Origin of the sequence: Curtobacterium sp. MCBA15_012, from assembly GCF_001864935.2 — a bacterium.
Lineage (GTDB): Bacteria > Actinomycetota > Actinomycetes > Actinomycetales > Microbacteriaceae > Curtobacterium.
Genome location: NZ_CP126267.1, coordinates 2,302,642 through 2,325,319 on the forward strand (window position 1 = coordinate 2,302,642; position 22,678 = coordinate 2,325,319).

General features: G+C 73.7%; 21 protein-coding genes and 1 tRNA gene. 9 read left to right on the plus strand and 13 right to left on the minus strand.

Annotation, left to right across the window (positions count from 1 at the left end; genetic code table 11):
* Positions 1–162 precede the first annotated feature (162 nt).
* The 4 genes from QOL15_RS10500 to QOL15_RS10515 all read right to left on the minus strand — a co-directional run bounded on the left by QOL15_RS10500 (position 163) and on the right by QOL15_RS10515 (position 2,387).
* Positions 163–375: an SCO4848 family membrane protein gene (locus QOL15_RS10500; protein WP_065963319.1), complete on the minus strand. Its 213-nt coding sequence runs from the start codon at positions 373–375 to the stop codon at positions 163–165.
* Between the two features lie 178 nt (positions 376–553).
* Positions 554–1,492 carry a hypothetical protein gene (locus QOL15_RS10505; protein ID WP_071247017.1) on the minus strand — a complete coding sequence of 313 codons (939 nt, stop codon included), beginning with the start codon at positions 1,490–1,492 and terminating at the stop codon, positions 554–556.
* A complete protein-coding gene (locus QOL15_RS10510; RefSeq protein ID WP_065963313.1) occupies positions 1,489–1,950 on the minus strand; it encodes an ImmA/IrrE family metallo-endopeptidase in 462 nt (153 codons plus the stop codon). The genes QOL15_RS10505 and QOL15_RS10510 overlap by 4 nt, the downstream gene beginning before the upstream one ends.
* Entirely contained in the window at positions 1,947–2,387 is a 441-nt protein-coding gene (locus QOL15_RS10515) for a hypothetical protein (RefSeq protein WP_065963311.1), read from the minus strand. Before QOL15_RS10515 ends, QOL15_RS10510 begins: the two co-directional genes overlap by 4 nt.
* Before the next feature lie 121 nt (positions 2,388–2,508).
* Between QOL15_RS10515 and QOL15_RS10520 the strand changes: the two genes are divergently transcribed.
* On the plus strand, positions 2,509–3,156 hold the full coding sequence (locus QOL15_RS10520) for a YigZ family protein (protein ID WP_065963308.1): 648 nt from the start codon (positions 2,509–2,511) through the stop codon (positions 3,154–3,156).
* Positions 3,157–3,340: 184 nt separating this feature from the next.
* On the opposite strand, the gene QOL15_RS10525 is transcribed toward QOL15_RS10520, so the two are convergent.
* A tRNA-Lys gene (locus QOL15_RS10525) sits at positions 3,341–3,416 on the minus strand.
* 114 nt (positions 3,417–3,530) lie between these two features.
* Here QOL15_RS10525 and bcp point away from each other — a divergent pair.
* Positions 3,531–4,001, plus strand: coding sequence for a thioredoxin-dependent thiol peroxidase (gene bcp, locus QOL15_RS10530; RefSeq protein WP_071247015.1), 471 nt, complete (start codon positions 3,531–3,533; stop codon positions 3,999–4,001).
* 107 nt (positions 4,002–4,108) lie between these two features.
* On the opposite strand, the gene QOL15_RS10535 is transcribed toward bcp, so the two are convergent.
* Entirely contained in the window at positions 4,109–4,519 is a 411-nt protein-coding gene (locus QOL15_RS10535) for a hypothetical protein (RefSeq protein WP_083230296.1), read from the minus strand.
* A 258-nt stretch (positions 4,520–4,777) separates the two neighbouring features.
* Between QOL15_RS10535 and QOL15_RS10540 the strand changes: the two genes are divergently transcribed.
* On the plus strand, positions 4,778–5,026 hold the full coding sequence (locus tag QOL15_RS10540; RefSeq protein ID WP_022904217.1) for a WhiB family transcriptional regulator: 249 nt from the start codon (positions 4,778–4,780) through the stop codon (positions 5,024–5,026).
* A 304-nt stretch (positions 5,027–5,330) separates the two neighbouring features.
* Here QOL15_RS10540 and QOL15_RS10545 read toward each other — a convergent pair whose 3' ends face one another.
* Positions 5,331–6,833 carry a sensor histidine kinase gene (locus QOL15_RS10545; RefSeq protein ID WP_071247648.1) on the minus strand — a complete coding sequence of 501 codons (1,503 nt, stop codon included), beginning with the start codon at positions 6,831–6,833 and terminating at the stop codon, positions 5,331–5,333.
* Between the two features lie 99 nt (positions 6,834–6,932).
* Between QOL15_RS10545 and QOL15_RS10550 the strand changes: the two genes are divergently transcribed.
* Entirely contained in the window at positions 6,933–7,421 is a 489-nt protein-coding gene (locus QOL15_RS10550) for an Rv3235 family protein (protein ID WP_139197503.1), read from the plus strand.
* Between the two features lie 92 nt (positions 7,422–7,513).
* Here QOL15_RS10550 and secA read toward each other — a convergent pair whose 3' ends face one another.
* The 6 genes from secA to mtrA form a co-directional block, all read right to left on the minus strand.
* On the minus strand, positions 7,514–10,303 hold the full coding sequence (gene secA / locus QOL15_RS10555) for a preprotein translocase subunit SecA (RefSeq protein ID WP_065964963.1): 2,790 nt from the start codon (positions 10,301–10,303) through the stop codon (positions 7,514–7,516).
* Between the two features lie 146 nt (positions 10,304–10,449).
* Positions 10,450–11,157 (minus strand): ribosome hibernation-promoting factor, HPF/YfiA family, encoded by a 708-nt coding sequence (gene hpf / locus QOL15_RS10560; protein WP_071247645.1) that lies wholly within the window; start codon positions 11,155–11,157, stop codon positions 10,450–10,452.
* 380 nt (positions 11,158–11,537) lie between these two features.
* The gene (locus QOL15_RS10565; protein ID WP_071247642.1) at positions 11,538–12,230 is read right to left on the minus strand and encodes a phosphoribosyltransferase family protein; all 693 of its coding nucleotides are present in this window, start codon (positions 12,228–12,230) and stop codon (positions 11,538–11,540) included.
* A gap of 258 nt (positions 12,231–12,488) precedes the next feature.
* On the minus strand, positions 12,489–14,249 hold the full coding sequence (locus QOL15_RS10570; RefSeq protein ID WP_083394008.1) for an LpqB family beta-propeller domain-containing protein: 1,761 nt from the start codon (positions 14,247–14,249) through the stop codon (positions 12,489–12,491).
* Positions 14,249–15,931, minus strand: a complete 1,683-nt coding sequence (gene mtrB / locus QOL15_RS10575; RefSeq protein ID WP_139197501.1) for an MtrAB system histidine kinase MtrB — start codon at positions 15,929–15,931, stop codon at positions 14,249–14,251. The genes QOL15_RS10570 and mtrB overlap by 1 nt, the downstream gene beginning before the upstream one ends.
* A gap of 5 nt (positions 15,932–15,936) precedes the next feature.
* Complete coding sequence (gene mtrA / locus QOL15_RS10580) at positions 15,937–16,611, minus strand: MtrAB system response regulator MtrA (protein WP_065964678.1); 675 nt, start codon at positions 16,609–16,611, stop codon at positions 15,937–15,939.
* A gap of 146 nt (positions 16,612–16,757) precedes the next feature.
* Here mtrA and QOL15_RS10585 point away from each other — a divergent pair, with 146 nt between their 5' ends.
* Genes QOL15_RS10585 through QOL15_RS10605 form a run of 5 tightly spaced genes read left to right on the plus strand, consistent with a single transcriptional unit; the run spans position 16,758 to position 22,675 of the window.
* Positions 16,758–18,215, plus strand: a complete 1,458-nt coding sequence (locus QOL15_RS10585; protein ID WP_071247632.1) for a glycerophosphoryl diester phosphodiesterase membrane domain-containing protein — start codon at positions 16,758–16,760, stop codon at positions 18,213–18,215.
* Complete coding sequence (locus QOL15_RS10590) at positions 18,212–18,853, plus strand: DUF4129 domain-containing protein (protein WP_071247629.1); 642 nt, start codon at positions 18,212–18,214, stop codon at positions 18,851–18,853. Before QOL15_RS10585 ends, QOL15_RS10590 begins: the two co-directional genes overlap by 4 nt.
* Positions 18,850–20,220 (plus strand): DUF4350 domain-containing protein, encoded by a 1,371-nt coding sequence (locus QOL15_RS10595; RefSeq protein WP_071247626.1) that lies wholly within the window; start codon positions 18,850–18,852, stop codon positions 20,218–20,220. The genes QOL15_RS10590 and QOL15_RS10595 overlap by 4 nt, the downstream gene beginning before the upstream one ends.
* Complete coding sequence (locus QOL15_RS10600) at positions 20,217–21,305, plus strand: MoxR family ATPase (RefSeq protein WP_083394007.1); 1,089 nt, start codon at positions 20,217–20,219, stop codon at positions 21,303–21,305. The genes QOL15_RS10595 and QOL15_RS10600 overlap by 4 nt, the downstream gene beginning before the upstream one ends.
* Positions 21,305–22,675, plus strand: a complete 1,371-nt coding sequence (locus tag QOL15_RS10605; protein ID WP_071247623.1) for a DUF58 domain-containing protein — start codon at positions 21,305–21,307, stop codon at positions 22,673–22,675. The genes QOL15_RS10600 and QOL15_RS10605 overlap by 1 nt, the downstream gene beginning before the upstream one ends.
* Positions 22,676–22,678: the final 3 nt, after the last annotated feature.

The following is a 22,678-nucleotide window of genomic DNA, read 5'->3' on the forward strand; positions in this document are numbered from 1 at the left end:
GGCGGCCGAGGCCGGCGCCGAAGGGGCCACCGCGCGGCGGCGGGCACCGACGTGGCGACCGCGCAGCGGCGGGCACCGACGTGGCGACCGCGCAGCGGCGGGCGACGCGGCCACCGTGCAGCCGCGGCCTGCGAGGCGGGCGCGACCCGCGCCTCCCGGCCGTCAGACGAGCAGCAGGATCCCCGCGACGACCGCGGCCACCGCGATCGCGAGCGCGATCAGCAGCAGGACGAGGTGCACCGTGTAGAACGTCGTCGGCCCGCCGGCGGCGTCACGCGCACGGGGGTCGGTCGCGACCCGCTGGAAGAACCGCGGCCACGTGACGACGTTGAAGACGGCGGCGACGAACAGGACGATGGCGGCGAAGACGAACACGCGACGATCCTAGCCACCGAGGCGTGCGCCCCGCGGGAGGACCGGGGGTGCTCGGCCGCCCCCAACGCGGCCGAGTCCGCCCCGGCGGCACTCCACGACGTGTAGCACCTGCTACAGACCCTACACGGCTCGCGCGCGAGCGTCGAGTCGTCCTCGTGTCCCGGGGCCCGACGTCCGGTCAGGACCGGCCGGGAGCCCCGAGCAGCGCCGCCTCGGCGTCGGCGAGGGCGGCCTGCTCGTCCGGCGCGAGCGGCTGCCGCGCCCGCCGGGCGCCGTCGTTGATCTCGACGATCGTGCGGCTGAGCCGCGTCGCGGGGTCGTCGGAGTCGGGGTAGGCGTTGTCGGTGCCGACGCGCTCGTGCAGCGGCGCCAGCGCGGCGAGGGCGGCCTCGACGCGGCGGGTCGCACGGCGTCGGGCGAGCCGGAGCCCCACCACGAGCAGGAGCATGCCCGAGGCGACGCACAGGACCGCCCCGGGCGTCGTGACGTCGTAGGGCAGGGACAGCGCCCGGGTGACGTCCGTGCGGCCGAGCACGTGCGCCACGTCCATGACCACGACGACGACCATCCGCACCGCGCCGAGCACGCCGCCGAGCACGATCGCCCAGAGCCCCACGAGGTCGGTCGCACCGCGGGCCTCGCGCAGGTGCAGGAGACAGATCAGTGCGGTGGCCCCGAGCGTCACCCCGAGGTAGACGGTCTGCGCGATCGAGTACACGGCCGCTGCGGGCTGGTCGCCGGCCGTCAGCATGAAGGTCGTGGTCGTCGCCGGCCGGTCGAGGACGAGGAACGCGCCGAGCACGACCACGCCGACGACGACGCACGATGTGACGATCGCCGTGCGCATCCACGGGCGGGCGGCGCCGACGGCCTTCGCCACGCCCCAGAGCAGCGTGCTCGTGCCCGCCACCATCAGGCAGTCGCTGAGGACGGTGACGACGTTCTGCCCGCCGAGCAGCGGGTCGAGCCAGCGGTACAGCGGGTCGACGTTGGTGACGATGGTCGCCGCGAACAGCAGGAAGGTGAGCGCGAGCGTGCGGTCCTGCCCGCGCTGCAGCCAGAGCAGCACACCCGACCCGACGACCAGGAGGACGGCCTGGGCGACGGCGAGGATCACCCGAAGACCCCGCGGAAGGCGCTCGGGCGGCCGCGGTGGCGACGGATGAGCGCCGCCAGCCGGTCGGCGAACAGCTCGGCCTCGTGCTCGTAGTCGTTCGAGAAGGCACCGCGGGCCAGCGCGCGCTCGACCTTGTACTCGGGGACGTCGGGGATGACGTCGCGCACGTACGCCGACTGCGGGGCGTGGTCCTGGTGGCGGTGCAGCAGGTGTCCGAGCTCGTGCCCGATCACGAACGACCGGAACGTCTCCGAGGTCGTCGGGGAGATCATCACGAGGTGCTGGTGCTGGAGCGTCGCGACGAAGCCGCACACCGGCTCGGTGGCGAGGAACGACTCCTCACGCACCACGACCGGCTTGCCGAGGTGGTCCGTCGCCGCCGCGACCGCGTGCTCGATGTCCGACCAGCCCTCGGCGTCACCGCGGCGCCACCAGGACTCGACCGTCGCCCCGGTCACGCGACGCTCCCCCGCGCGGACTCCTCCTCGAGCACCTGCGCGATGCGCCGGAGCGCCTCCGGCGACAGTTCGCCGGGAAAGGTGCGGGCCGCGAACCCGCTGACCCGGGCAGAACGGAGCGCGCGCACGAGCTCGATCTGCGCGCCGATCCGTTCCGGGACCGCGCTGTCCTCGAGCAGGAAGCGCTCGTCGACCTCGAAGAAGCCCGCGAGCACCGTGAGGAGCTCGGTGTCGCGGTTGCGCCGCCCGTCCCCGGAGAGCATGTAGGTCCACTTCGCCCGCGAGAGCGACCCACCCCGCGCGGCCACGTACTCCTCGATCGCGGCGAAGGGCACCGGCGCACCACGCTGCGACTCCTCGAAGTCGAGCAGCAGGTTCAGGCGCCGGGCGAGTTCGGCGGCGTCGAGCGCGCCGCCCTTCGGAGCTGGTGTCGCCATGTCGATCGGACTCCTCCCCAGTCGCCGGCACTGCTCCCCAGTCACCGGCTGGTCGTCATGCTAGCGCGGACCACCCACAGCCCGCCGTCGCCGGCCCCCGTCGGCGCACTACCCTGACCGTGTGGCCCGCACCCTCCCGTCGACCGTCGCCGCGGTGGTCGAGCACGAGGTCACCATCACGAAGTCGCGCTTCCGGACCACCATCGCACCCGTCACGGGCGTGGCCGACGCCGAGCGGGTCGTCGCCGAGGTCCGCCGGGCCGCGTGGGACGCCCGGCACCACTGCACCGCGATGGTCACCGGCGTGCTCGGCGACCAGGCCCGGTCGAACGACGACGGCGAGCCGTCCGGCACCGCGGGCGTGCCGATGCTCGAGGTGCTGCGGCGCCGGGAGCTCACCGACGTGGTCGCGGTCGTCACCCGGTGGTTCGGCGGCGTGAAGCTCGGTGCCGGCGGCCTCGTGCGGGCGTACTCGACGTCGGTGTCCGAGGCGCTCGACCGGGCCACGGTCCTCCGCCGTGCCGAGCTGACCCGCGTGGACGTCACCGTCCCGCACGCCGAGGCCGGTCGCATCGACAACGTCCTGCGCGACTGGGTGCGACACCACGACGCCCGCTTCGACGACCCCGCGTACGGCGCGGCGGTCGACTTCACGCTCTGGGTGCCCGACACCGCGCTCGGACGGCTCCGGGACGACCTCGCCGCAGCGTCGGCCGGCGCGCTCGTCCCGGTCGTGGGCCCGGTCCGGGTCGTCGACGTCCCCGCCTGACGGCTCGCGCCCGGTCATCGCACGGTCAACGCCGACGGTCGGGGCGAACGGTCCGGGCCGGACGACGACCGTCGCGGCCGCTCCGACGAGTTCGACCGCACAGGAGCACTCGGGCGTGTCGCTCCGATCAGGCGCCGTGCCACAACGACGAAGGCCCGGTCGAACGATGTCGACCGGGCCTTGGTGGTGCACCCCCTCGGACTTGAACCGAGAACCCACTGATTAAGAGTCAGTTGCTCTGCCAATTGAGCTAGAGGTGCGTGCTGTCGTGCTGTTCGTTGCTGTCCGGAACTCCGTCCTGCAACGGGAAACAACAATAGCATGGCTTCGGCGTGCTCATGACCACTCGAGCACCGGACACGAACAGGAGCACCATGACGGAGCGTTTGGCCGCCGGCGACACGGCCCCCGACTTCACCCTTCCGGACCAGGACGGCGTGCAGCACGCACTCGCCGACCTGCGCGGCAGGAAGGTCATCGTGTACTTCTACCCGGCGGCATCCACCCCTGGTTGCACCACCGAGGCGTGCGACTTCCGCGACAACATGTCCTCGCTCCAGGCAGCCGGCTACGAGGTGCTCGGCGTCTCGAAGGACGAGCCCGCGAAGCTCAAGACCTTCCAGCACGAGCAGGCGCTGACCTTCCCCCTGCTGAGCGACCCCGAGCTGACCGTGCACCGGGCCTACGGGGCCTGGGGCGAGAAGAACAACTACGGCAAGATCGTCACCGGCACCATCCGGTCGACCATCGTCGTCGACGAGGAGGGCCGCGTGCAGCTCCCCCTCTACAACGTGAAGGCCACGGGCCACGTCGCCAGCCTGCGGAAGAAGCTCGGGTTGGTCTGACGGGTCACGGACCCGACACTCAGACGGACGGGAGGCGCGGTGCCAGCTGGCACCGCGCCTCCCGTCCGTCGGTCGTCACGAGCGCGACGCGGGTCGCGCTGGCGGGGTCAGTCGCCCTGGCCGTCGCGCGGCAGCAGCCATGCCGAGACCGCGCGGGACAGCACCAGGGTGAGGCCGAGGAGCGCCGGGATGAGGAGCAGCCACCCGACCCAGGCGACGCGGAAGACGCCCTGGAACGCGCCGATCGCGAGCGCGCCCTGCAGGACCTGCCAGACGACGATGCCGGCGCGCACCCACGGACGGCGGTTGCGGAGCCCGACGACCATCGCGCACAGCCAGGTCGTGGCGACGGCGGAGAGCACGGTGAGCGCGATCGCGGACGCGATGCTCGCGGCCGGTGCGGTCACGAGCTCGACGAGCAGGACGACGGTGGCCACGGCCAGCGCGAGGGCCTCGAGGCCGACCACGACGAGGAGCACGGTGACCGCGGGCGAACGCGGCGGGGTGGTGTCGGGCACAGCAATCCTCCAGATCGGACCCTTGATTTGGCCCTACCAGTATGGAACGATATTCGAGGTCGTTTGGACGGCACGATGTGGTGTGCGTCTCCCGCAGTTCGACGCTCCTCCCCCGAGCGTTCAGCGGGCGTCAGACTCGCTCCCAGCGGAAGCCTCCCCCACAGGTTCCCCCTCGTGCCTCGTGCATGCCCAGCGTTCCGATCCCCGAACTGCGTCCCCGGCCTGCCGTTCGAGCATCGACATCAAGGAGCACCACACATGGACTGGCGTGACCAGGCAGCCTGCCTCACCGCGGACCCCGAGCTCTTCTTCCCCGTTGGCAACACCGGACCCGCCGTCGATCAGATCGAGAAGGCCAAGTCGGTCTGCGCCCGGTGCACCGTCACCGAGATGTGCCTGCAGTACGCCCTCGAGAACAACCAGGACTCCGGTGTCTGGGGTGGTCTGAGCGAGGACGAGCGTCGCGCGCTCAAGCGTCGCGCCGCCCGCGCCCGCCGCGCCTCCTGACGCAGCGGCCGGACCACCGGCCCCGCGCACACGACGACGCCCGTCGCTCCCCCGGGAGCGGCGGGCGTCGTCGTGTGCGGTGGGGCGGGGCGGGGCGGGGCGGGGACGCAGTGTGGGGGCCGCCGGGCCGCCGAGCCGCTGGGTCGCCCCGGTGGGGCCGCTGGGTCGCCCCGGTGGGGTCTCGCACAATGGGAAGCAGCTCGCGCCACGGACTTCCGTGGTGCGAGCTGCTTCCTGTTGTGCGGCGTGCCGGCAGCTGGGGCGGCGCGGCGCGGCCGCGACGTGCCGACGCGCCGGCGTCCGGCTAGGCGCCGGCGGCCGTGAGCCAGCGGAACGGGATCGTGATCGTGACCTCGGTGCCGCTGCCGGTCAGCGTGTGCCAGTCGATCGTGCCGCCGAGCTCGCCCTGGATGAGCGTGCGGACGATCTGCGTGCCGAGCCCCGACCCGACCTTGCCCTCCGGCAGGCCGACACCGTTGTCGCGGACCTCGATGTCGAGGTGGTCGTCGGCGCGGTTCGCCACGATCTCCACCTCGCCGTCGCGGCCGTCCAGCCCGTGCTCGACGGCGTTCGTGACGAGCTCGGTGAGCCCGAGCGCGAGCGGGGTCGCGGCCTCGGACGGCAGCACGCCGAACTCGCCGGTCTTCTTCGGGCGGACGGTGGTGTTGTGCGACGCGGCGACCTCGGTCACGAGCTTCAGCACGGAGTCGAACACCTCGTCGAAGTCGACGTTCTGGCTCAGGCCGGTCGACAGGGTGTCGTGCACGACGGCGATCGCCGCGACGCGACGCATCGCGTTCTGCAGGGAGGTCCGGGCCTCGTCGGAGTGCGTGCGCCGTGCCTGGATCCGGAGCAGGGACGCGACGGTCTGCAGGTTGTTCTTGACGCGGTGGTGGATCTCGCGGATCGTCGCGTCCTTCGTGATGAGCTCGCGCTCCTGGTGCCGCAGCTCGGTGACGTCGCGGCACAGCACGATCGCACCGATGCGCTCCCCGTGGTCCCGGAGTGGTATCGACCGGAGCGACACCGTGACGCCCTTCGACTCGACGTCCGCGCGCCACGGAGCACGTCCGGTGACGACGAGCGGCAGGGACTCGTCGACGTCGAGCTTCGAACCGATGAGCTCGGTGGTGACCTCGGCCAGTGACTTCCGCTCGAGCTCCCCCTCGAAGCCCATCCGGTTGAACGCGCTGAGGCCGTTCGGGCTCGCGAAGGTGACCGTGCCGTTCGTGTCGAGCCGCAGCAGCCCGTCGCTGGCACGGGGCGCACCGCGGCGGGGACCGGCCGGGGCCCCGAGGTCGGGGAAGTCGCCCGTGGCGATCATGCCGAACAGGTCGTTCGCGCCCGCGGTGAAGTTGAGCTCCTGGCGGCTCGGGGTCCGCATCTCGTCCTGGTTGGAGTGCCGGGTGACGACCGCGATCGGCCGCTCGGTCGTCTCGGCGCTGTGGGCGCTCAGGCGGCGGAGGACCGGGATCGCGCGGACCCGGGTCGGGGTGTCCTCGTACCAGTCGGGTTCGGCGGAGTCGACGACCTGCGCGCTCGTGAAGCACGCGGTGATCTGCTCACGCCACTCCTCGCGGATCTCCTGACCGACGATGTCGCGGTAGAAGAGCGTCGCCGCCGAGCTGGGGCGCGCGTGGGCCACGGCCACGAACGAGCCCTCCTGGGCGGTCGGGACCCAGAGGACCATGTCGGCGAAGGACAGGTCGGCGAGGAGCTGCCAGTCCCCCACGAGCAGGTGGAGCCACTCCACGTCCGCTTCGGAGGATCGGCCTTGCGCGAGGACGAGGTCACTGAGGGTCGACACCTCGACAGTCTAGGTCCGCGCTCTTGTGGACAACCGTCGTCCATCCACAGTCGGCGGGTTTGGTATTCCTCATGTTGCACGCATTCGTACGCTCACGGCATGGGAGGGACCGGGGTGGCAGGACACGCGCGACGTTTCGAGGACGAGGACGACCCGGCGGGGCACCCGGCACCACCCGAGGTGGCGCTCGTCCCCGTCCGGACACCGCCGGAGCAGACGCCGGGTGCACACGCTCCGCCCCGGCCGGCGCTGCCCGATCCGTCGACGGCGGCCCGCGCGCTCGGCCTGTGCGTCGTCGAGGTCCTCACCGGCGGACGTGAGGTCGACAGCATCGCCCGCTGGATCACCGAGGACGTCCACCGCCACCTGCTCCAGCGTGCGGCGCTCGCGGCCCGGTCCCGGAGCCTGGGCGGCCGCACCCGGACCCGCCCGGCGCTGCGGGTCGGCGGCGTGCGCGTGTGCGAGCCCGCGCCCGGGGTGGCCGAAGCCGTCGTGGTCGTGCACACCCGCAGCCACGCCCGCGCGGTCGCGCTCCGCCTCGAGGTCCGGAAGGGGCGGTGGCAGGCCACCGCCGTCGGCGTGCTCTGACGGACCGTCAGCCGGCGCGGTGCGCCGGGTGGACGACGGACGGGAGGCGCGGTGCCAGCCGGCACCGCGCCTCCCGTCCGTCAGTGGTCGGCTCAGCCCTTCTTGGCCGCCTGGCGCCGCTCGGCGCGGTTGCTCGCCGTGGCCGCCTGGCCCGACGCGGTCGCCGCGTTGCCGAAGGCCGACCCCTGCTCGGGGCCGTCGACGACCTCGGCTTCGGCCTCGGCCTGGGCCTGCTGCGCGCGGGCGGTGGCAGCCTGCTCGAGCCGCCCCTGCTCGTCGCGGACCTCGACCTCGCCGTCGATCGACGGTGCCGAGTACTCGAGGCCGGTGGCCTCGCCCTCGTCGAGACCCTTGGCCGCGATCACGGCGTTGTCGCCGTCGGACTGCACCTGGACCTCGAGGTTGAACAGGTAGCCGACCGACTCCTCGCGGATCTGCCCCATCATGCTCTGGAACAGGGCGTAGCCCTCGCGCTGGTACTCGACCAGCGGGTCGCGCTGGGCCATCGCACGGAGGCCGATGCCGTCCTTGAGGTAGTCCATCTCGTAGAGGTGGTCGCGCCAGCGGCGGTCGATCACCGAGAGGACGACGCGACGCTCGAGCTCACGCATGGCCTCCTCGCCGAGGAGCTCTTCGCGCTTCTGGTACGCGAGCTTCGCGTCCGAGAGGATCTCCCGACCGAGGAACTCGCGCGAGGCCTTGCCCTTCGAGCCCGCCTCGGTGATGACCTCGTCGATCGAGATCGAGATGGGGAACAGGGTCCCGAGCTCGGTCCACATCGCGTCGAGGTCCCAGTCGTCCGGCGAGCCCTCGCCCGTGTGGGTGTCGATGACGTCGTCGACGACGCTCTTCAGGAACGTCTGCGCACGCTCGTGGATGTCGTCACCCTCGAGGATGTGGCGGCGGTCGCTGTAGATCGCCTCGCGCTGCCGGTTCAGGACGTCGTCGTACTTGAGGACGTTCTTACGGATCTCGGCGTTGCGGCCCTCGACCTGCGCCTGTGCGGAGCGGATCGCGCGGCTGACGAGCTTGTTCTCGATCGCCATGTCGTCCGGCACGTTCGACCGGCCCATGAGGCTCTCGGCCGCACCGGAGTTGAACAGGCGCATCAGGTCGTCGGTCAGCGACAGGTAGAAGCGGCTCTCGCCCGGGTCACCCTGACGACCGGAACGGCCACGGAGCTGGTTGTCGATGCGGCGCGACTCGTGACGCTCGGTGCCGAGGACGTACAGCCCGCCGGCTGCGCGGACCTTGTCGCCCTCTTCCTCGACGGTCTTCTTGACCTCGGCGAAGACCTCGTCCCAGGCGGCCTCGTACTCCTCCGGGGTCTCGGTCGGCGACAGACCCTTGGCGTGCATCTCCTGCACCGCGAGGAACTCCGAGTTGCCGCCGAGCATGATGTCGGTACCACGGCCGGCCATGTTCGTCGCGACCGTCACGGCGCCGAGGCGACCCGCCTGCGCGACGATCGCGGCCTCACGCGCGTGGTTCTTCGCGTTGAGGACCTCGTGCTTGACGCCCTTCTTCGCGAGGAGCTTCGACAGGTACTCGGACTTCTCGACGCTCGTGGTGCCGACGAGGACCGGCTGGCCCTTCTCGTGCCGCTCGGCGATGTCGACCGCGACCTGCTCGAACTTCGCCTTCTCGTTCTTGTAGACGAGGTCGGTCTGGTCGATGCGCTGCATCGGCCGGTTCGTCGGGATCGGGACCACGCCGAGCTTGTACGTCGACATGAACTCGGCCGCTTCGGTCTCGGCGGTACCGGTCATGCCGGAGAGCTTCTGGTACAGGCGGAAGTAGTTCTGCAGCGTGACGGTCGCGAGGGTCTGGTTCTCGGCCTTGACCTCCACGCCCTCCTTCGCCTCGATCGCCTGGTGGATGCCCTCGTTGTAGCGACGGCCCATGAGGATGCGGCCGGTGTGCTCGTCGACGATGAGCACCTCGCCGTTCATCACGACGTAGTCCTTGTCGCGCTTGAACAGGGCGACGGCCTTGATCGAGTTGTTGAGGAACGAGATGAGCGGGGTGTTCGCCGACTCGTAGAGGTTGTCGATGCCGAGGTAGTCCTCGACCTTCTCGATGCCGGGCTCGAGGACGCCGACGGTGCGCTTCTTCTCGTCGACCTCGTAGTCCTCGCCCGGGATGAGCCGCGTGGCGATCGACGCGAACTCGGTGAACCAGCGGTTCGCCTCGCCCGAGGAGGGGCCGGAGATGATGAGCGGCGTGCGGGCCTCGTCGATGAGGATCGAGTCGACCTCGTCCACGATCGCGAAGAAGTGACCGCGCTGCACCATGTCGGACGACTGCCACGCCATGTTGTCGCGCAGGTAGTCGAAGCCGAACTCGTTGTTCGTGCCGTAGGTGATGTCGGCGGCGTACTGCTCGCGGCGCTCGGCCGGGGACTGGTTCGCGATGATGCAGCCCGTGGTCATGCCCAGCGCACGGAAGACGCGGCCCATGATCTCGGACTGGTACGACGCGAGGAAGTCGTTGACCGTGATGACGTGCACGCCGCGCGACGGGATGGCGTTGAGGTACGCCGCCGTGGTCGCGACGAGGGTCTTGCCCTCACCGGTCTTCATCTCGGCGATGTTGCCGAGGTGCAGGGCCGCGCCGCCCATGAGCTGCACGTCGAAGTGCCGCATGCCGAGGGTGCGCTTCGCCGCCTCCCGCACCGCGGCGAACGCCTCGGGCAGCAGGTCGTCGAGGGTCTCCCCGTTGGCGTAGCGCTCGCGGAGCTCCTTGGTCTCGCCCTGGAGCTCCTCGTCCGTGAGGCTCGAGAAGTCGTCCTCGAGGTCGTTGATGGCCGAGGCGTACGCCTTCAGCCGACGGAGGGTGCGCCCTTCGCCGATGCGGAGGACCTTCTCCAGCACGTTTGCCACGTGAGCTCCTTACGGGGTCGTCGCGCGCGACCTGCGCGAGCCGAACAGCCAGTCATGCTAGCAACCCGCCGGAAGCCCGCGCTGGGAGGGACGCGGGTGTGCGCGGCCCGCGGGGGCGGACCGCGCACACGGTGGGTGGTGGTGCGTCAGGCGACGGCGGTGGTCGCCTCGCGCGGTGCCTCGGCGTCGGCGGCGCCGCTGCCCGGCTCGGCGATGCCGATCACGCCGTAGTCCCAACCCTTGCGCCGGTAGACCACGCTCGGGCGCTGGGTCTCGGCGTCGACGAACAGGTAGAAGTCGTGTCCGACGAGCTCCATCCGGTAGAGCGCGTCGTCGACGGTCATCGGGCCCTCCTCGAAGACCTTCCGGCGGATGACCACGGGCGAGTAGACCTCGGTGTCGTCGTCGTGGTCACGGTCGGCCTCGACCACCGGGACGGCTCCGGTCGCGACGGTCTCGATGAGCTTGCCGTCCGCGGGCGTCACGTCCATGTGCTCGAACCCGGAGCCGGCGGCCTCGGCGACCGAGGTCGGGCGGTGGCGGCCACGGTGCACCTTGCGGCGGTCGCGGGCCCGGCGCAGCCGCTCGGTGATCCGCGCGAAGGCCAGGTCGAACGCCGCGTACTTGTCCGATGCGGCCGACTCGGCCCGCACGAGGGGGCCGGGACCGATCAGCGTCAGCTCGACGCGGTCCTCTCCCCCGGACCCGCCGGACTTCTCGTTGTGGCGGCTGAGGCGCACCTCGAAGGCGAGGGCGCGGTCGGCGAGCACGTCGATCTTCTCGGACTTCTGTTCCACGTAGGTGCGGAATCGATCGGTGACCCCGACGTTCCGGCCCGTGATCGTCACGTCCATGTGGCGGCTCCCATCCGTACTTCGGCGCGTCGCCTCCATCCGGCGATCCCGAACGCCTTGCCGCGAGGCTAGACCCCCGGCAGCCGGGCCGTCACCACCCCTCGGCGGGTCGGCCCGGACACCCACCGGACACCCAGGCGACACCCGGCGTCCACCCCGGCGGGGACCGGACCGCGGACACTCGCCGCCGTCCTGGTCGGGCATCCCTCGGCCCGGGCGCGGACACCGGCCGTCCGCCTCGTGCGACGGCACTCGGCCCCGGCGCGGACACCGGCCGTCCGCCTCGTGCGACGGCACTCGGCCCCGGCGCGGACGCCGGCCGTCCGCCTCGTGCGACGGCACCCGGCCCCGGCGCGGACACCGGCCGCGGGCAACGTCGGTCATCCCTCGACCTCGGCGAGGGCGACGCAGCGCACGACCCGTCCGCCGGCAGCACGCACGGCGCGGACGGCCTCGGCCATCGTGACGCCCGTCGTGACCACGTCGTCGACCAGCACGACGTCGCGACCGCGCAGCCGGATCGGCGCACGGAGCGTCCCCACGGTCGCGGCGACCCGTTCGGTGGCGGTCCGTTCCTTCTGGCCGTGCGCCCGGCCGCGCGGACCACCGGCACCGTGCTCGGTGCGGCGACGTGGTTCCGGGACGCGCAGCAGCGCGGGCGGTCGCCGGACACCGGCCCGGGCGAGCAGCAGGACCACCGGGTCGAACCCGCGGCGCCGGCGCCCGGAGCGGGACGGGGGCACGCGGACGAGGACGGCCCCCGGGGAGGATGCGAGTGCCGCTCCGACGACGGCGCCGAACCGTGCGGCGAGCACCCCGGCGAGGTCCACCCGGCCGCGGAGCTTCAGCTCGAGGACGAGGGTCCGCACCGCCCCCTCGTACCCGTGGGCGGCGTCGAGTCGGACGCCGGCGACGAGGCGGCGGCGCTGCGGCAGGGCATCGACGGCGGCGCGGCAGGCCCGGCACACCGCACGGTCGGGTGCGCCGCAGACAACGCACGAGACCGGCAGGAGGAGGCCGACGACGGCCGCGACGGCATCGGCCCACGGTCGGGCCGCACCGGGTCGGACCACGGCGGGTCGAACCGCGGCGGGTCGGACCGCACCAGGTCGGACCGCGGCGGGTCGGACCGCGGCCGGCGGATCCGTGGTGGGGGGATCTGTGGTGGGCACGCACCCATGCTCGGCGCGACCCACCGTCGGACGCGCGCCGGTGCGGCGGACTGTGGACGGGCCTCCAGTCCGACGGCCCTGTGGAGGAAGACCGGACCCGCTGGGACGACCGCCCGCCCGGACGACCGCCCGCCCGCGCGCCGCGCCCCTCCGCCTCCGTCAGCGCTGGATGCCGAGCACGTCCGCCGTCACGCCCGTGGTGTCCCACCCGCCGCCCGAGGACTGCAGCACGGTGCCGTCCGACATCCGGAGCAGCATCGACCCACCGCTGCCGCCCGCGACCGTCGTGGCGGTGCCCTCGGCCTTCGGCAGCGTCGTCGAGCGGCCACCGACCGTCGACCGGACGACGTCGGGGCCGCTGTCGGCCTGCCCGACCGACACGACGTCGCTGTCGTTCACCCACGCGGCACCGACGGCCTGGCCGGTGGCCGCCTGCACACGGACCGGCGGGCCGAGGCTCGTCGGGGTGCGGTCCGAGCCGCGGGTGATCGCCATGACGTAGAGCGCCGGGCCGTCCGCGGTCTGGATGAGGGCGAGTGCCCGGGTCGAGTCCCGGGAGACCTGGAAGGACACGAGCTGGCCCGCGGGCAGCGTCGTGGTGACCTGGTGCGGGTCGCCGCCGAGCCCGTAGGCGGTGACCTGCCGGGTGTCGCCGGCCCGGCCGACCCAGACGTACCCGAGGTCGTCGACGGACGGCGGGACCAGGCCCTCGGACGCGTCGACCCGCAGGGCGTCACGACCCCGGACGACCACCACACCGCTCGCGTTGCCGACCGCGACCGTCGAGCCGTCGGACCCGAGGGCGAACGACGTCGGGTCGAGCGCGGCCACGGCGTCGCCGGTTCCGCCGCCGAGCGCGGCGACCTTGCCGCCGGCCGCCGCGAAGCCGACCTGGTCGTCGCGGAGCACCAGCGGACGCGGGTCGACGTCGGGGTTGACCTGCGCCGCGGAGCCGTCCTGCTCGGGGTTCGCGAACGTCGCGCCCTCGATCGTGATCGACACCGAGGACACCGACGCGACCGACGCCAGCGACCGCGTGAGCTGTTCGCGCATGCGCGCCTTGTCGGCTCCGCTGGCGCCCAGAGCACCGCTCGACAGGTCGACCGCGGCGGTGCCGTTCTCGATCGTCACGGCGTTCAGGGACAGCTGCGTGCCCTCCGGGAAGGCGGAGACGACCGCGCCCTTGAGCCACTCGGCCGGTCCGGCGAGCAGCGCGCTCGCGATCCGGGTGCTCGTCGACGACCGCGCCAGGAACCACCGTTCGTCGGGCACGAGGTACTGGTAGGTCGGGTCGAAGAAGTAGAGGGCGTGCTCCTGGAACGACGCCTCGAAGCTCACCGGGGTCAGGACGATCCCGTCGGGGGCGTACGCGATCCGCCACTCGCCGTCCTGTCGGACGAACTGGAACGTCAGGGTCGAGGTCGTCGGTCGGACGGCCTGGGTGTACTCGCCGTTCGCGTCCACCGTGGCCGTCGCGGTCAGCGTGTAGGTCAGCTCCCGGTCGGCCGCCCGCTCGACCGTGCCGTTGCCGGGGACGATCGTGACGCCGCGGCGGGGGTTCCACTTGCTCGCGAACCCGTCGGCGAGGAACGCCCGGGCGATCGCGTAGTCGTCCTGCGCGCCCGTGCCGGCGGCGATGAACCCGCGCAGCACGGCGGTCTGGTCGGCTCCGGCGACCGGGCGGTCGGGGCGGTAGTCGAACCCCGAGATCGACTCGTCCTGCACGGACTGCCCGGCGCGGACCGGGCCGTCGGTCGGGATCGCGGCGCAGGCTGCCAGGGCGACGGCGGCGAGGGCCGCCGTGACGACGGCGACCAGCGGACGGAGGCGGCGGCGCACGCGCGGGCGGGCTGCAGAGCGCGGGGGCCCGGAACGCGGGGGCACGGCGGACGCCGGGCGGTCGTCGGGACGCGTGGGCATCAGCGGTCCTCCCTGACGGCGCGGGGGCCGTCGTAGTCCTCGTCGAGCTCGGGCAGCGGGATCGCCGAGGTCGCGGTGCCGACGGCCTCGCCGCGGGGCAGGGTGAGCACGAACGTCGAGCCCTCGCTCGGCCGCGACCAGACGTCGATGCGGCCACCGTGCAGCCGGGCGTCCCCGAGTGAGATCGCCAGCCCCAGCCCGGTGCCGCCGATGGTGCGCCGGCGACTCGGGTCGGCCCGCCAGAACCGGTCGAACACGCGCGCGGCGTCCTCGGGCGGCATCCCGATGCCCTGGTCGCGCACGGCGATCGCGACGGACCGCGAGTCGCTGTCGACGACGACCTGGACCGGCTTCCCGTCGGCGTGCTCGATCGCGTTGCCGACGAGGTTGCGCAGGATGCGCCGCACCCGCTTGGCGTCGAGCTGCATGGTCGTGTGCCCGCCCGGCGTCACGAGCTGCAGGGCGGTGTCGGCCCGCTCGGCGAGCGGCTGGAACTCCTCGACGATGTCCGCGGCGAGCGCCGCCGGTACCACCGGCTCGGTGTCGAGCTGCACGGCCTGGGCGTCGTACCGGGAGATCTCGAGCAGGTCCGCGAGCAGGAGTTCGAACCGCTCGACCTGGGTGTGCAGGAGCTCGGCGGACCGGCCGACCGAGGGCTCGAAGGAGTGCCGCGAGTCGAACAGCATGTCGCCCGCGAGCCGGATCGTGGTCAGCGGCGTCCGGAGCTCGTGGGACACGTCGGACACGAAGCGCTGCTGCACCCGGGAGAGCTCGGCGAGCTGGGTGATCTGGCGGCTCACGGCGTCGGCCATGTCGTTGAAGCTCCGCGCCAGGATCGCGATGTCGTCGTAGCCGCGGACCGGGATGCGTTCGTCGAGGCGTCCGGCGGCGATCTTGCGACTGGTCTCGGCCGCGCCGCGGATCGGGACGACGACGAGCCGCACCACGAGCGACGTCACGAGCGCGATGAGCACGATGAGCGCGACGCCGCCGATGGACAGGGTCTGCGACACGAAGTCGAGCGTCTGCTGCGCGTCGGACAGGTCGTAGACGATGTACAGCTCGTACTGCCCCGCGCTCGGGATCTGCAGCACGGAACCGACCGCGAGCCCGGGTTCGCGGCGCCCGCCGTCGTCGAGCTGCACGGCCTGCAGGCTGAGGCGGCCGGTGTCCTTCGCGACCTCTCGCCGCAGCTGGTCGGTGATCACGGCGTCGGGGAACTCGGGGCTCGCGAGGTTCTGCAGCGTCTGCGGGCTGGTCTGCCCGGGCGTGCGCTCGATCGCGATGGTCGTCCCGCCCGGGCTCGTGGTGTTCGACAGGATCGACTGCTGCGCCTCGCTCTGCAGTGTCTCGAGCTCGGACTGGTTGTTGTCCTCGCCCGCGGTCGCGGCGTCGAAGATGCCCTGGGCGACGACCGTCGCGCGGGCCGACTCCGCCTCGATCTGGTCGCGGCGCTGCGCGTAGACGTTGTTCGAGATGCTGATCATGACCGCGGTGCCGATCACGGCGACCGCGAGCCCGGTGGTCGCGACGGTGATCGCGACGGACCGCACCATGAGGGACCGTCGCCAGAGCCAGGCGAGCGCGTACCAGCCACGCCGCACCCAGCGGCGCACCCGGCGGCGGGCACGACGGGCCCACCCGCGGCCGGGTGCGCCGTTGGCGGACGGTCCCGGCGGCATCGTGGTCAGGCCCCTCCGGCCCGGTAGCCGACGCCGCGCACGGTCGTGACGATCCGCGGGTTGTCCGGGTCGTGCTCGATCTTCGCCCGGAGGCGCTGCACGTGGACGTTCACGAGCCGGGTGTCGGCCTTGTAGTGGTAGCCCCAGACCTGGTCGAGGAGCATCTCGCGCGTGAACACCTGGTTCGGCTTCTCGGCGAGCGCGCGGAGCAGGTCGAACTCGAGCGGCGTGAGCGCGATGACGGTGTCGCCGCGGCGCACCTCGTGGGCGGCGACGTCGACGGTGAGGTCCCCGGCGTGCAGCACGGTGCCGTCGGTCGCGGTCGGGCGCAGCCGGGTCTTGATCCGGGCGACGAGCTCCTTCGGGTTGAACGGCTTCACGACGTAGTCGTCGGCACCGTTCTCGAGCCCGGCGACGACGTCGGCGGTGTCGCCCTTGGCCGTGAGCATGATGATCGGCGTGCCGCTCTCGGCGCGGATGCGCTTGCAGACCTCGATGCCGTCGATCCCCGGCAGCATGACGTCGAGGAGCACGAGGTCGGGCTTGGTCGCGTGGAAGGCGTCGACGGCGTCGTTGCCGTCGGCACTGAAGTCGGGCTCGTAGCCCTCGGAGCGGAGGACGATGCCGATCATCTCGGCGAGGGCCTGGTCGTCGTCGACGACGAGGATGCGCGGTGTCATGCGTGTGGACTCCGAGTGGCGGGCGGCGGGTGCCGGACCGGCACCCACCGCCACGATAGCGTCCGGCCCCGGCAGGGCGGGTTTTCCGCCAGGATGGGAGTGTCCGCGCGTCCGCAGCGCGGCCGGAGCACGACGAGGGGGCGGCGATGTCCGACTGGCAGGTACCGGGAGCGCCGGGGTCGCGTGGCGAGGACGACCGGACGGGAGGCCCGGCGCACGACCGCGGGCAGCAGCAGCCCGGCGGGTGGCCGGGTCAGCAGCAGCCCGGCACGTGGTCGGGCGGGCCCGGGGCGCCGGGTCACCAGCCCGGACAGGGCTCCGGCGCACGGCCGACGCCCGCGGGCTCCCGGCCGGTCCTGCCGCTCCGACCGCTCGGGCTCGGCGACGTGCTGTCGGGCGCCTTCACGGTCTTCCGGCGCAACGCGCGGGTCCTGCTGCTCTGGAGCCTGCTGCTCAGCGGCGTGCTCGGGCTGCTGTCGACCCTCGCGAGCACGATCGGGCAGTCGGTGCTGCAGTCGCGGATCTCCTCGGCGCTCGACGGCGGGCGGGGCGGCGACACCGTGGTCGCCGGCTCGATCACCCTCTGGCTGGTGCTGACGGTCGCGCTGCCGTTCCTCACGACGCTCGGCCGTGGCTTCCTGGTCGCCCCGGTCGCCGCGGACACCGGTCAGCGCATCCTCGGACGGCGCGCGACCTTCCGAGGGCTCTGGGCGCTGCTCGCCGGACGACGCCGCTCGGTCGTCGCGTGGATCCTGCTGCAGGCCGGCGCCGGCGTGGTGGTGGGCGTCGTCTTCGGCCTCGTCGTGTTCGGCGCAGCCCTCGCCCTGGGTGCCGGCGGCTCCGGGTTCGACGGTGCCTCGTTCGGCGGGTTCGTCCTGCTCTTCGTGGTGCTCGCGCTGGCGTTCGCGGTCGTCGGCGTGTGGCTCGGGACGAAGTTCGCCTTCACGGTGCCGACGATCGTGCTGGAGGGCCGCACGGTGTTCGCCGCGGCCGCGCAGTCCTGGCGACTGACGCGCGGGGCGTTCTGGCGCACCTTCGGGATCCTGCTGCTCGTCACCGTGGTGTTCGGGTTCGCGGCGTCCATCGCGGCGACGCCGCTGTCCATCGGTGCGCTCCTGCTCGCCGGGACGTTCGACCCGCTCGGGCAGACCGGTGTGTCGACCGGTACCGGGATCGCCGGGGTCGTCGCGCTCGTCGTCGGCAGCCTGCTCGTCACGGCGGTGCAGTGCATCGTCGACGTGCTGACCGGGTCGATCACGACGTTCCTCGCCGTCGACCGACGGATCCGGACCGAGGGACTCGACCAGCGGATCGCCGCACACCTCGAGACCGGGCAGCCCGCCGACCCGTTCGCGCCGGCCGACCCGCTGCCCCGCCCCCGACCGGGCACGTGGCAGCCGCCGCAGCAGTGGCCCGGCCAGCAGTGGCCGGCGCAGCAGCCCCCGGTCCCGCAGCAGTGGCAGGGCCAGCAGCCCGGCCCCCAGCAGCAGCAATGGCACGGCCAGCAGCCGCAGTGGCCCGCGCACCAGCCCCCGGCACCGCAGCAGTGGCCCGGCCAGCAGCCGCCGGCACACGGCGGGCACCTCCCGGGCGGACGCCCGTGACCACCCCCGACGCCGACGAGGCACGCCGACTCCTCGAGCGCGAACTCGAGCGGAGCACGTACGACGGTGCCCAGCCGACGTGGTGGGACCGGGCCTCCCGGTCGGTCCTCGACTGGCTCGGGTCGCTCCGCGGCGACGGGGTCGACTCCCCCGTCCTCGCGCACACCCTGCTGTGGACGGCGGTCGTCGTCCTCGTCGCCGTCGTCGTGCTCGTCGTGGTCGCCCGGGGACTGCCCCGTCGGCGTGCCCGCGTGACCGGTTGGACGGTCGGCGGTGTCCTGGACGGGGACGACCTGCGCTCCGCCCGCACGATCGCCGAGGCCGCACGCGCCGCCCTGCGCGCCGGTGACCACGACACGGCCGTGCTCGAGGGCTACCGCGCCGTGGCGCGCGGCCTCGGCGAGCGCGACCTCGTGCCCGACGTCCCCGGCGCGACCGCACGTGCGATCGCCGGCCGGGCACGCGCGCCGTTCCCGGACCTCGGCGACCGACTCGACGGGGCGGCCGCGGCGTTCGACGCGGTGCGCTACCTCGGTGGGACCGCCGACGAGCGCACGGCCCGCGAGGTCCTCGACACCGAGCAGGCCGTCCGGACCGCCCACCCCGCGCGGCCGGACTCCCCGGCGGTGCCCGCGTGAGCGCCCGGACCGCGACGCCCGCACCGACCGGCACCCCGGCGACCCCGACACCCGCCGGCCGCGCTGCACGGACCCGGCACGTCGGCGCGTGGGTGCTCGTCGTCGCCGTGGCGCTCGTCCTCGCCGTCCTCACGGCCGTCGTGCAGTCCACGACGCCGCCCGGTCGCGACCCGCTCGACCCGCGCTCCGCGACCGCGAGCGGGTCGATGGCGCTCGTCCGGGTGCTCGAGCAGCGCGGGACCCGGGTCGACGTGGTGCGCGACGCCGACCGGGTCGGTGACGGCACGGTCTTCGTCGACGACGTCTCCGGTGTGCTCGACCCCGACGTCGCCCGGCGCCTGGTCCACCGGGCCGAGCACGTGGTCCTCGTCAGCGGGGACCCCCGGGTGCTCGACGCCGTCGGGCTCCCCCTCGAACCGGCCGCCCGGCCCGGCGACGGGGACACCGTGTCGACCGCTCGCTGCGGGATCCCGGCCGCCGCCACCGCCGGCGAGGTCTCCACGGACGGGACCGCCTACGTGCGGACCCCGGGGGGCCCGGGCTCCGACGGCGCGGACGCCGGCACGACCGGGTCGCTCGAGCTCTGCGCCCCGTCCGGCACCGGCGAGGACCGCGCCTGGGGCCTCGCCCGGACGGACACCCCGGCCGGCGACGTCACCCTGGTCGGCACGACCGCCGCGTTCCGCAACGACACCGTGACGACGGCCGGCAACGCCGCGCTCGCGCTCGGTCTGCTCGGACAGGGCGGCGGGACCGACGGCACGGACACCCTCACCTGGTACGTCCCGACCGCGGGGTCCCCGGACGCGGCCCCGACGCTCGGCAGCCTCGCGCCGCCGTGGGTGCCGGGGCTGCTCGGCCTCCTCGGGCTGGTCGTCGTCGCCGCGGCGGTCTGGCGCGGCCGACGCCTCGGACCGCTCGTCGTCGAACGGCTGCCGGTCGTCGTGCGGGCCGCCGAGACCACGGAGGGACGGGCCCGGCTCTACGCCCGCACCCGCGACCGCACGCACGCGCTCGACACCCTCCGCGTGGCCGCGCTCCGCCGCACCGCCCGTCGACTCGGGCTGCCGCGTTCCGCCCACGTCGACGAGGTGGTCCGCGCCGCCGCCCGCGCCACCGGACGCCCCGACCACGACGTGGGCCGGGTGCTGGTCGGCGGGCCGGCCGGCGACGACCGCCGACTGGTCGACGCGGTCGCGGCGCTCGACGCCCTCGAGGCCGCGGTCCGCGCCGCCACCGAGGGCCGGACCCCGGGCACCGGTCCAGGCACCGGCCCCACCGCCACCACCACCATCGACACCGCCACCGCCACCGCCACCGGCCGCGACACCGCGCACGACGACCACCGACGAGGAGCACGCCCGTGACCGACCCCGCCAGCACCCCGGACGACCGGACCGAGCACCCCACCGGCACCGCCCGCCCCACACTCGGCAAGGACGCGGCCGCCCCGGCCCTCGACGCCGACCGTCGTCCCCGCGGCCGTCGCGGCGGCGAGGACGACGCCGCCCTCCGCGACGCCTTCGGCCGGCTCCGCGCCGAGGTCGGCAAGGCCGTCGTCGGCCAGGAGGGCGCGGTCTCCGGGATGATCGTCGGCGTGCTCGCGCAGGGCCACGTCCTGCTCGAGGGCGTCCCCGGCGTCGCCAAGACCCTGCTCGTGCGGAGCCTCGCAGCAGCGATGTCGCTCGACACCAAGCGCGTCCAGTTCACCCCGGACCTCATGCCCGGCGACGTCACCGGTTCGCTCGTGTACGACGCCTCGACGGGCACCTTCCCGTTCCGCGAGGGCCCCGTGTTCACGAACGTGCTCCTCGCTGACGAGGTCAACCGGACGCCCCCGAAGACGCAGTCCGCCCTGCTCGAGGCGATGGAGGAACGCCAGGTCAGCGTCGACGGCGCGGCCCGACCGCTGCCGGACCCGTTCTTCGTCGCGGCGACCATGAACCCGATAGAGTTCGAGGGCACCTACACGCTCCCCGAGGCGCAGCTCGACCGCTTCCTCATGAAGCTCGTCCTCGAGGTCCCGCCCCGCGACGTCGAGTGGCAGGTGCTCCGTCGCCACGCCGACGGCTTCGTCCCCCGCGACGTCCGGTCCGCCGGGGTCTCCCCCGTGCTCGGCGTGGACGAGGTCCTCGCCGCGCAGCGCGCCGTCGGTGCCGTCGGTGCCCGTGACGACGTGCTCGCGTACATCGTCGACCTGGCCCGAGCGACCCGGCAGGCACCGTCCGTGCGCGTCGGGGTGAGCCCGCGTGGCGCGACCGCCCTGCTCGCGGCCGCGAAGGCCTGGGCGTGGCTCACCGGCTACGACGCGATCACCCCGGACCACGTGCAGGCGATGGTCGTCCCGGTGTGGCGGCACCGCCTCCGGGTCGCCGCGGACGCCGAGCTCGAGGGCGTCGGCGCCGACGGGGTGCTGCAGCAGGTCCTCGAGCAGGTGCGGGTGCCGATCTAGTGGCGATCTCCGGCCGGTTCGTCGCGCTCCTCGCGGTCGCCGTCGTGCCCACCGTGCTGCTCGGCAGCGCCTGGGCGGGCCTCGCGTGGGCCGGAGTCGTCGTGCTCGGTGCCGTCGTCGACGTCCTGCTGGCCGCCGACCCCGCGCGCGTCCGGGTGGAACGACGCATGCCCCGGCTCGCGCGCCGTGACGCCACCGCCGACGGCACCCTCGTGCTCGCGAACGACGGCACCCGTCGCCTGCGCGCGGTCGTCCGGGACATGTGGGAGCCGTCCGCCGGTCACGAGCCCCGGCGGATCCGCACCGACGTCCCGGCCGGCGAGCGGCGCACCGCCCGGATGCGCTTCACGCCCTTCCGTCGCGGCCGCCGCCGCACCGCCGGCGTCGCGGTCCGCGCGTTCGGGCCGCTCGGCCTCGCGGCCCGGCAGCGCGTCGTGCCGGCGCCGGGCGAGCTCGTCGTGACGCCGCCGTTCCGCTCGCGACGGCACCTCCCGTCCCGCCTCGCGCGGTTGCGCGAGCTCGACGGCGAGACCACCCTGCAGCTGCGCGGACACGGCACCGAGTTCGACTCCCTCCGCGACTACGTGCGCGGCGACGACGTCCGGTCGATCGACTGGCGCGCCACGGCCCGTCGGCAGGACCTCGTGGTCCGGACGTGGCGTCCGGAGCGCGACCGCCGCGTCGTGGTCGTCGTCGACGCCGGTCGCGCGGGCGCGGGACGCGTCGAGGACGAGCCCCGCCTGGACACCTTCATCGAGGCCGCCCTGCTCCTCGGTGCCCTCGCCGCCGCGGCCGGCGACCGGGTCGACCTCGTCGTGCTCGACGACGCCGTCCGCGAGCGCGTGCACGGGGCCACCCGCGCCGACGTGGTGCAGCGCTTCGGCGAGGCGCTGTCCGCCGCCGAGCCGGGCATCCGGGCCACCGACTGGTCGCTCGTCCCCGGCGTGGTCGACGGCATCACCACCTCGCGCGCCCTCGTGGTGCTGCTCACCGGCCTCGAGTCCGTCGGGGCGTCGGGCGACGTGCTCGCCGTCCTGCCCCGTCTGGCCCGACGGCACGCCGTCGTGGTCACCGGCGTCGACGACCCGGCGGTCCAGCGGACCGCCTCCGGCGCACCCGGGACGACCGACGACGCGGTCGCGACCCGCTCCACACGCCGGCGACGGCACGGGCGGGTGCCGGGCCTCCCGTCCGGCGCGGAGCGCGACGTCTACCGCAGGGCCGCCGCGGAACGCACCCTGCTCGACGCCGACGGCGTCGCCGACGTGGCTCGCCGCGCCGGGGCGGAGGTCGTGCGCGGCACGCCCACCGACGTCCCGCCGCTGGTCGCCGACGCGTACATCCGCGCGAAGGCGGGCGGTCGCCTGTAGCGG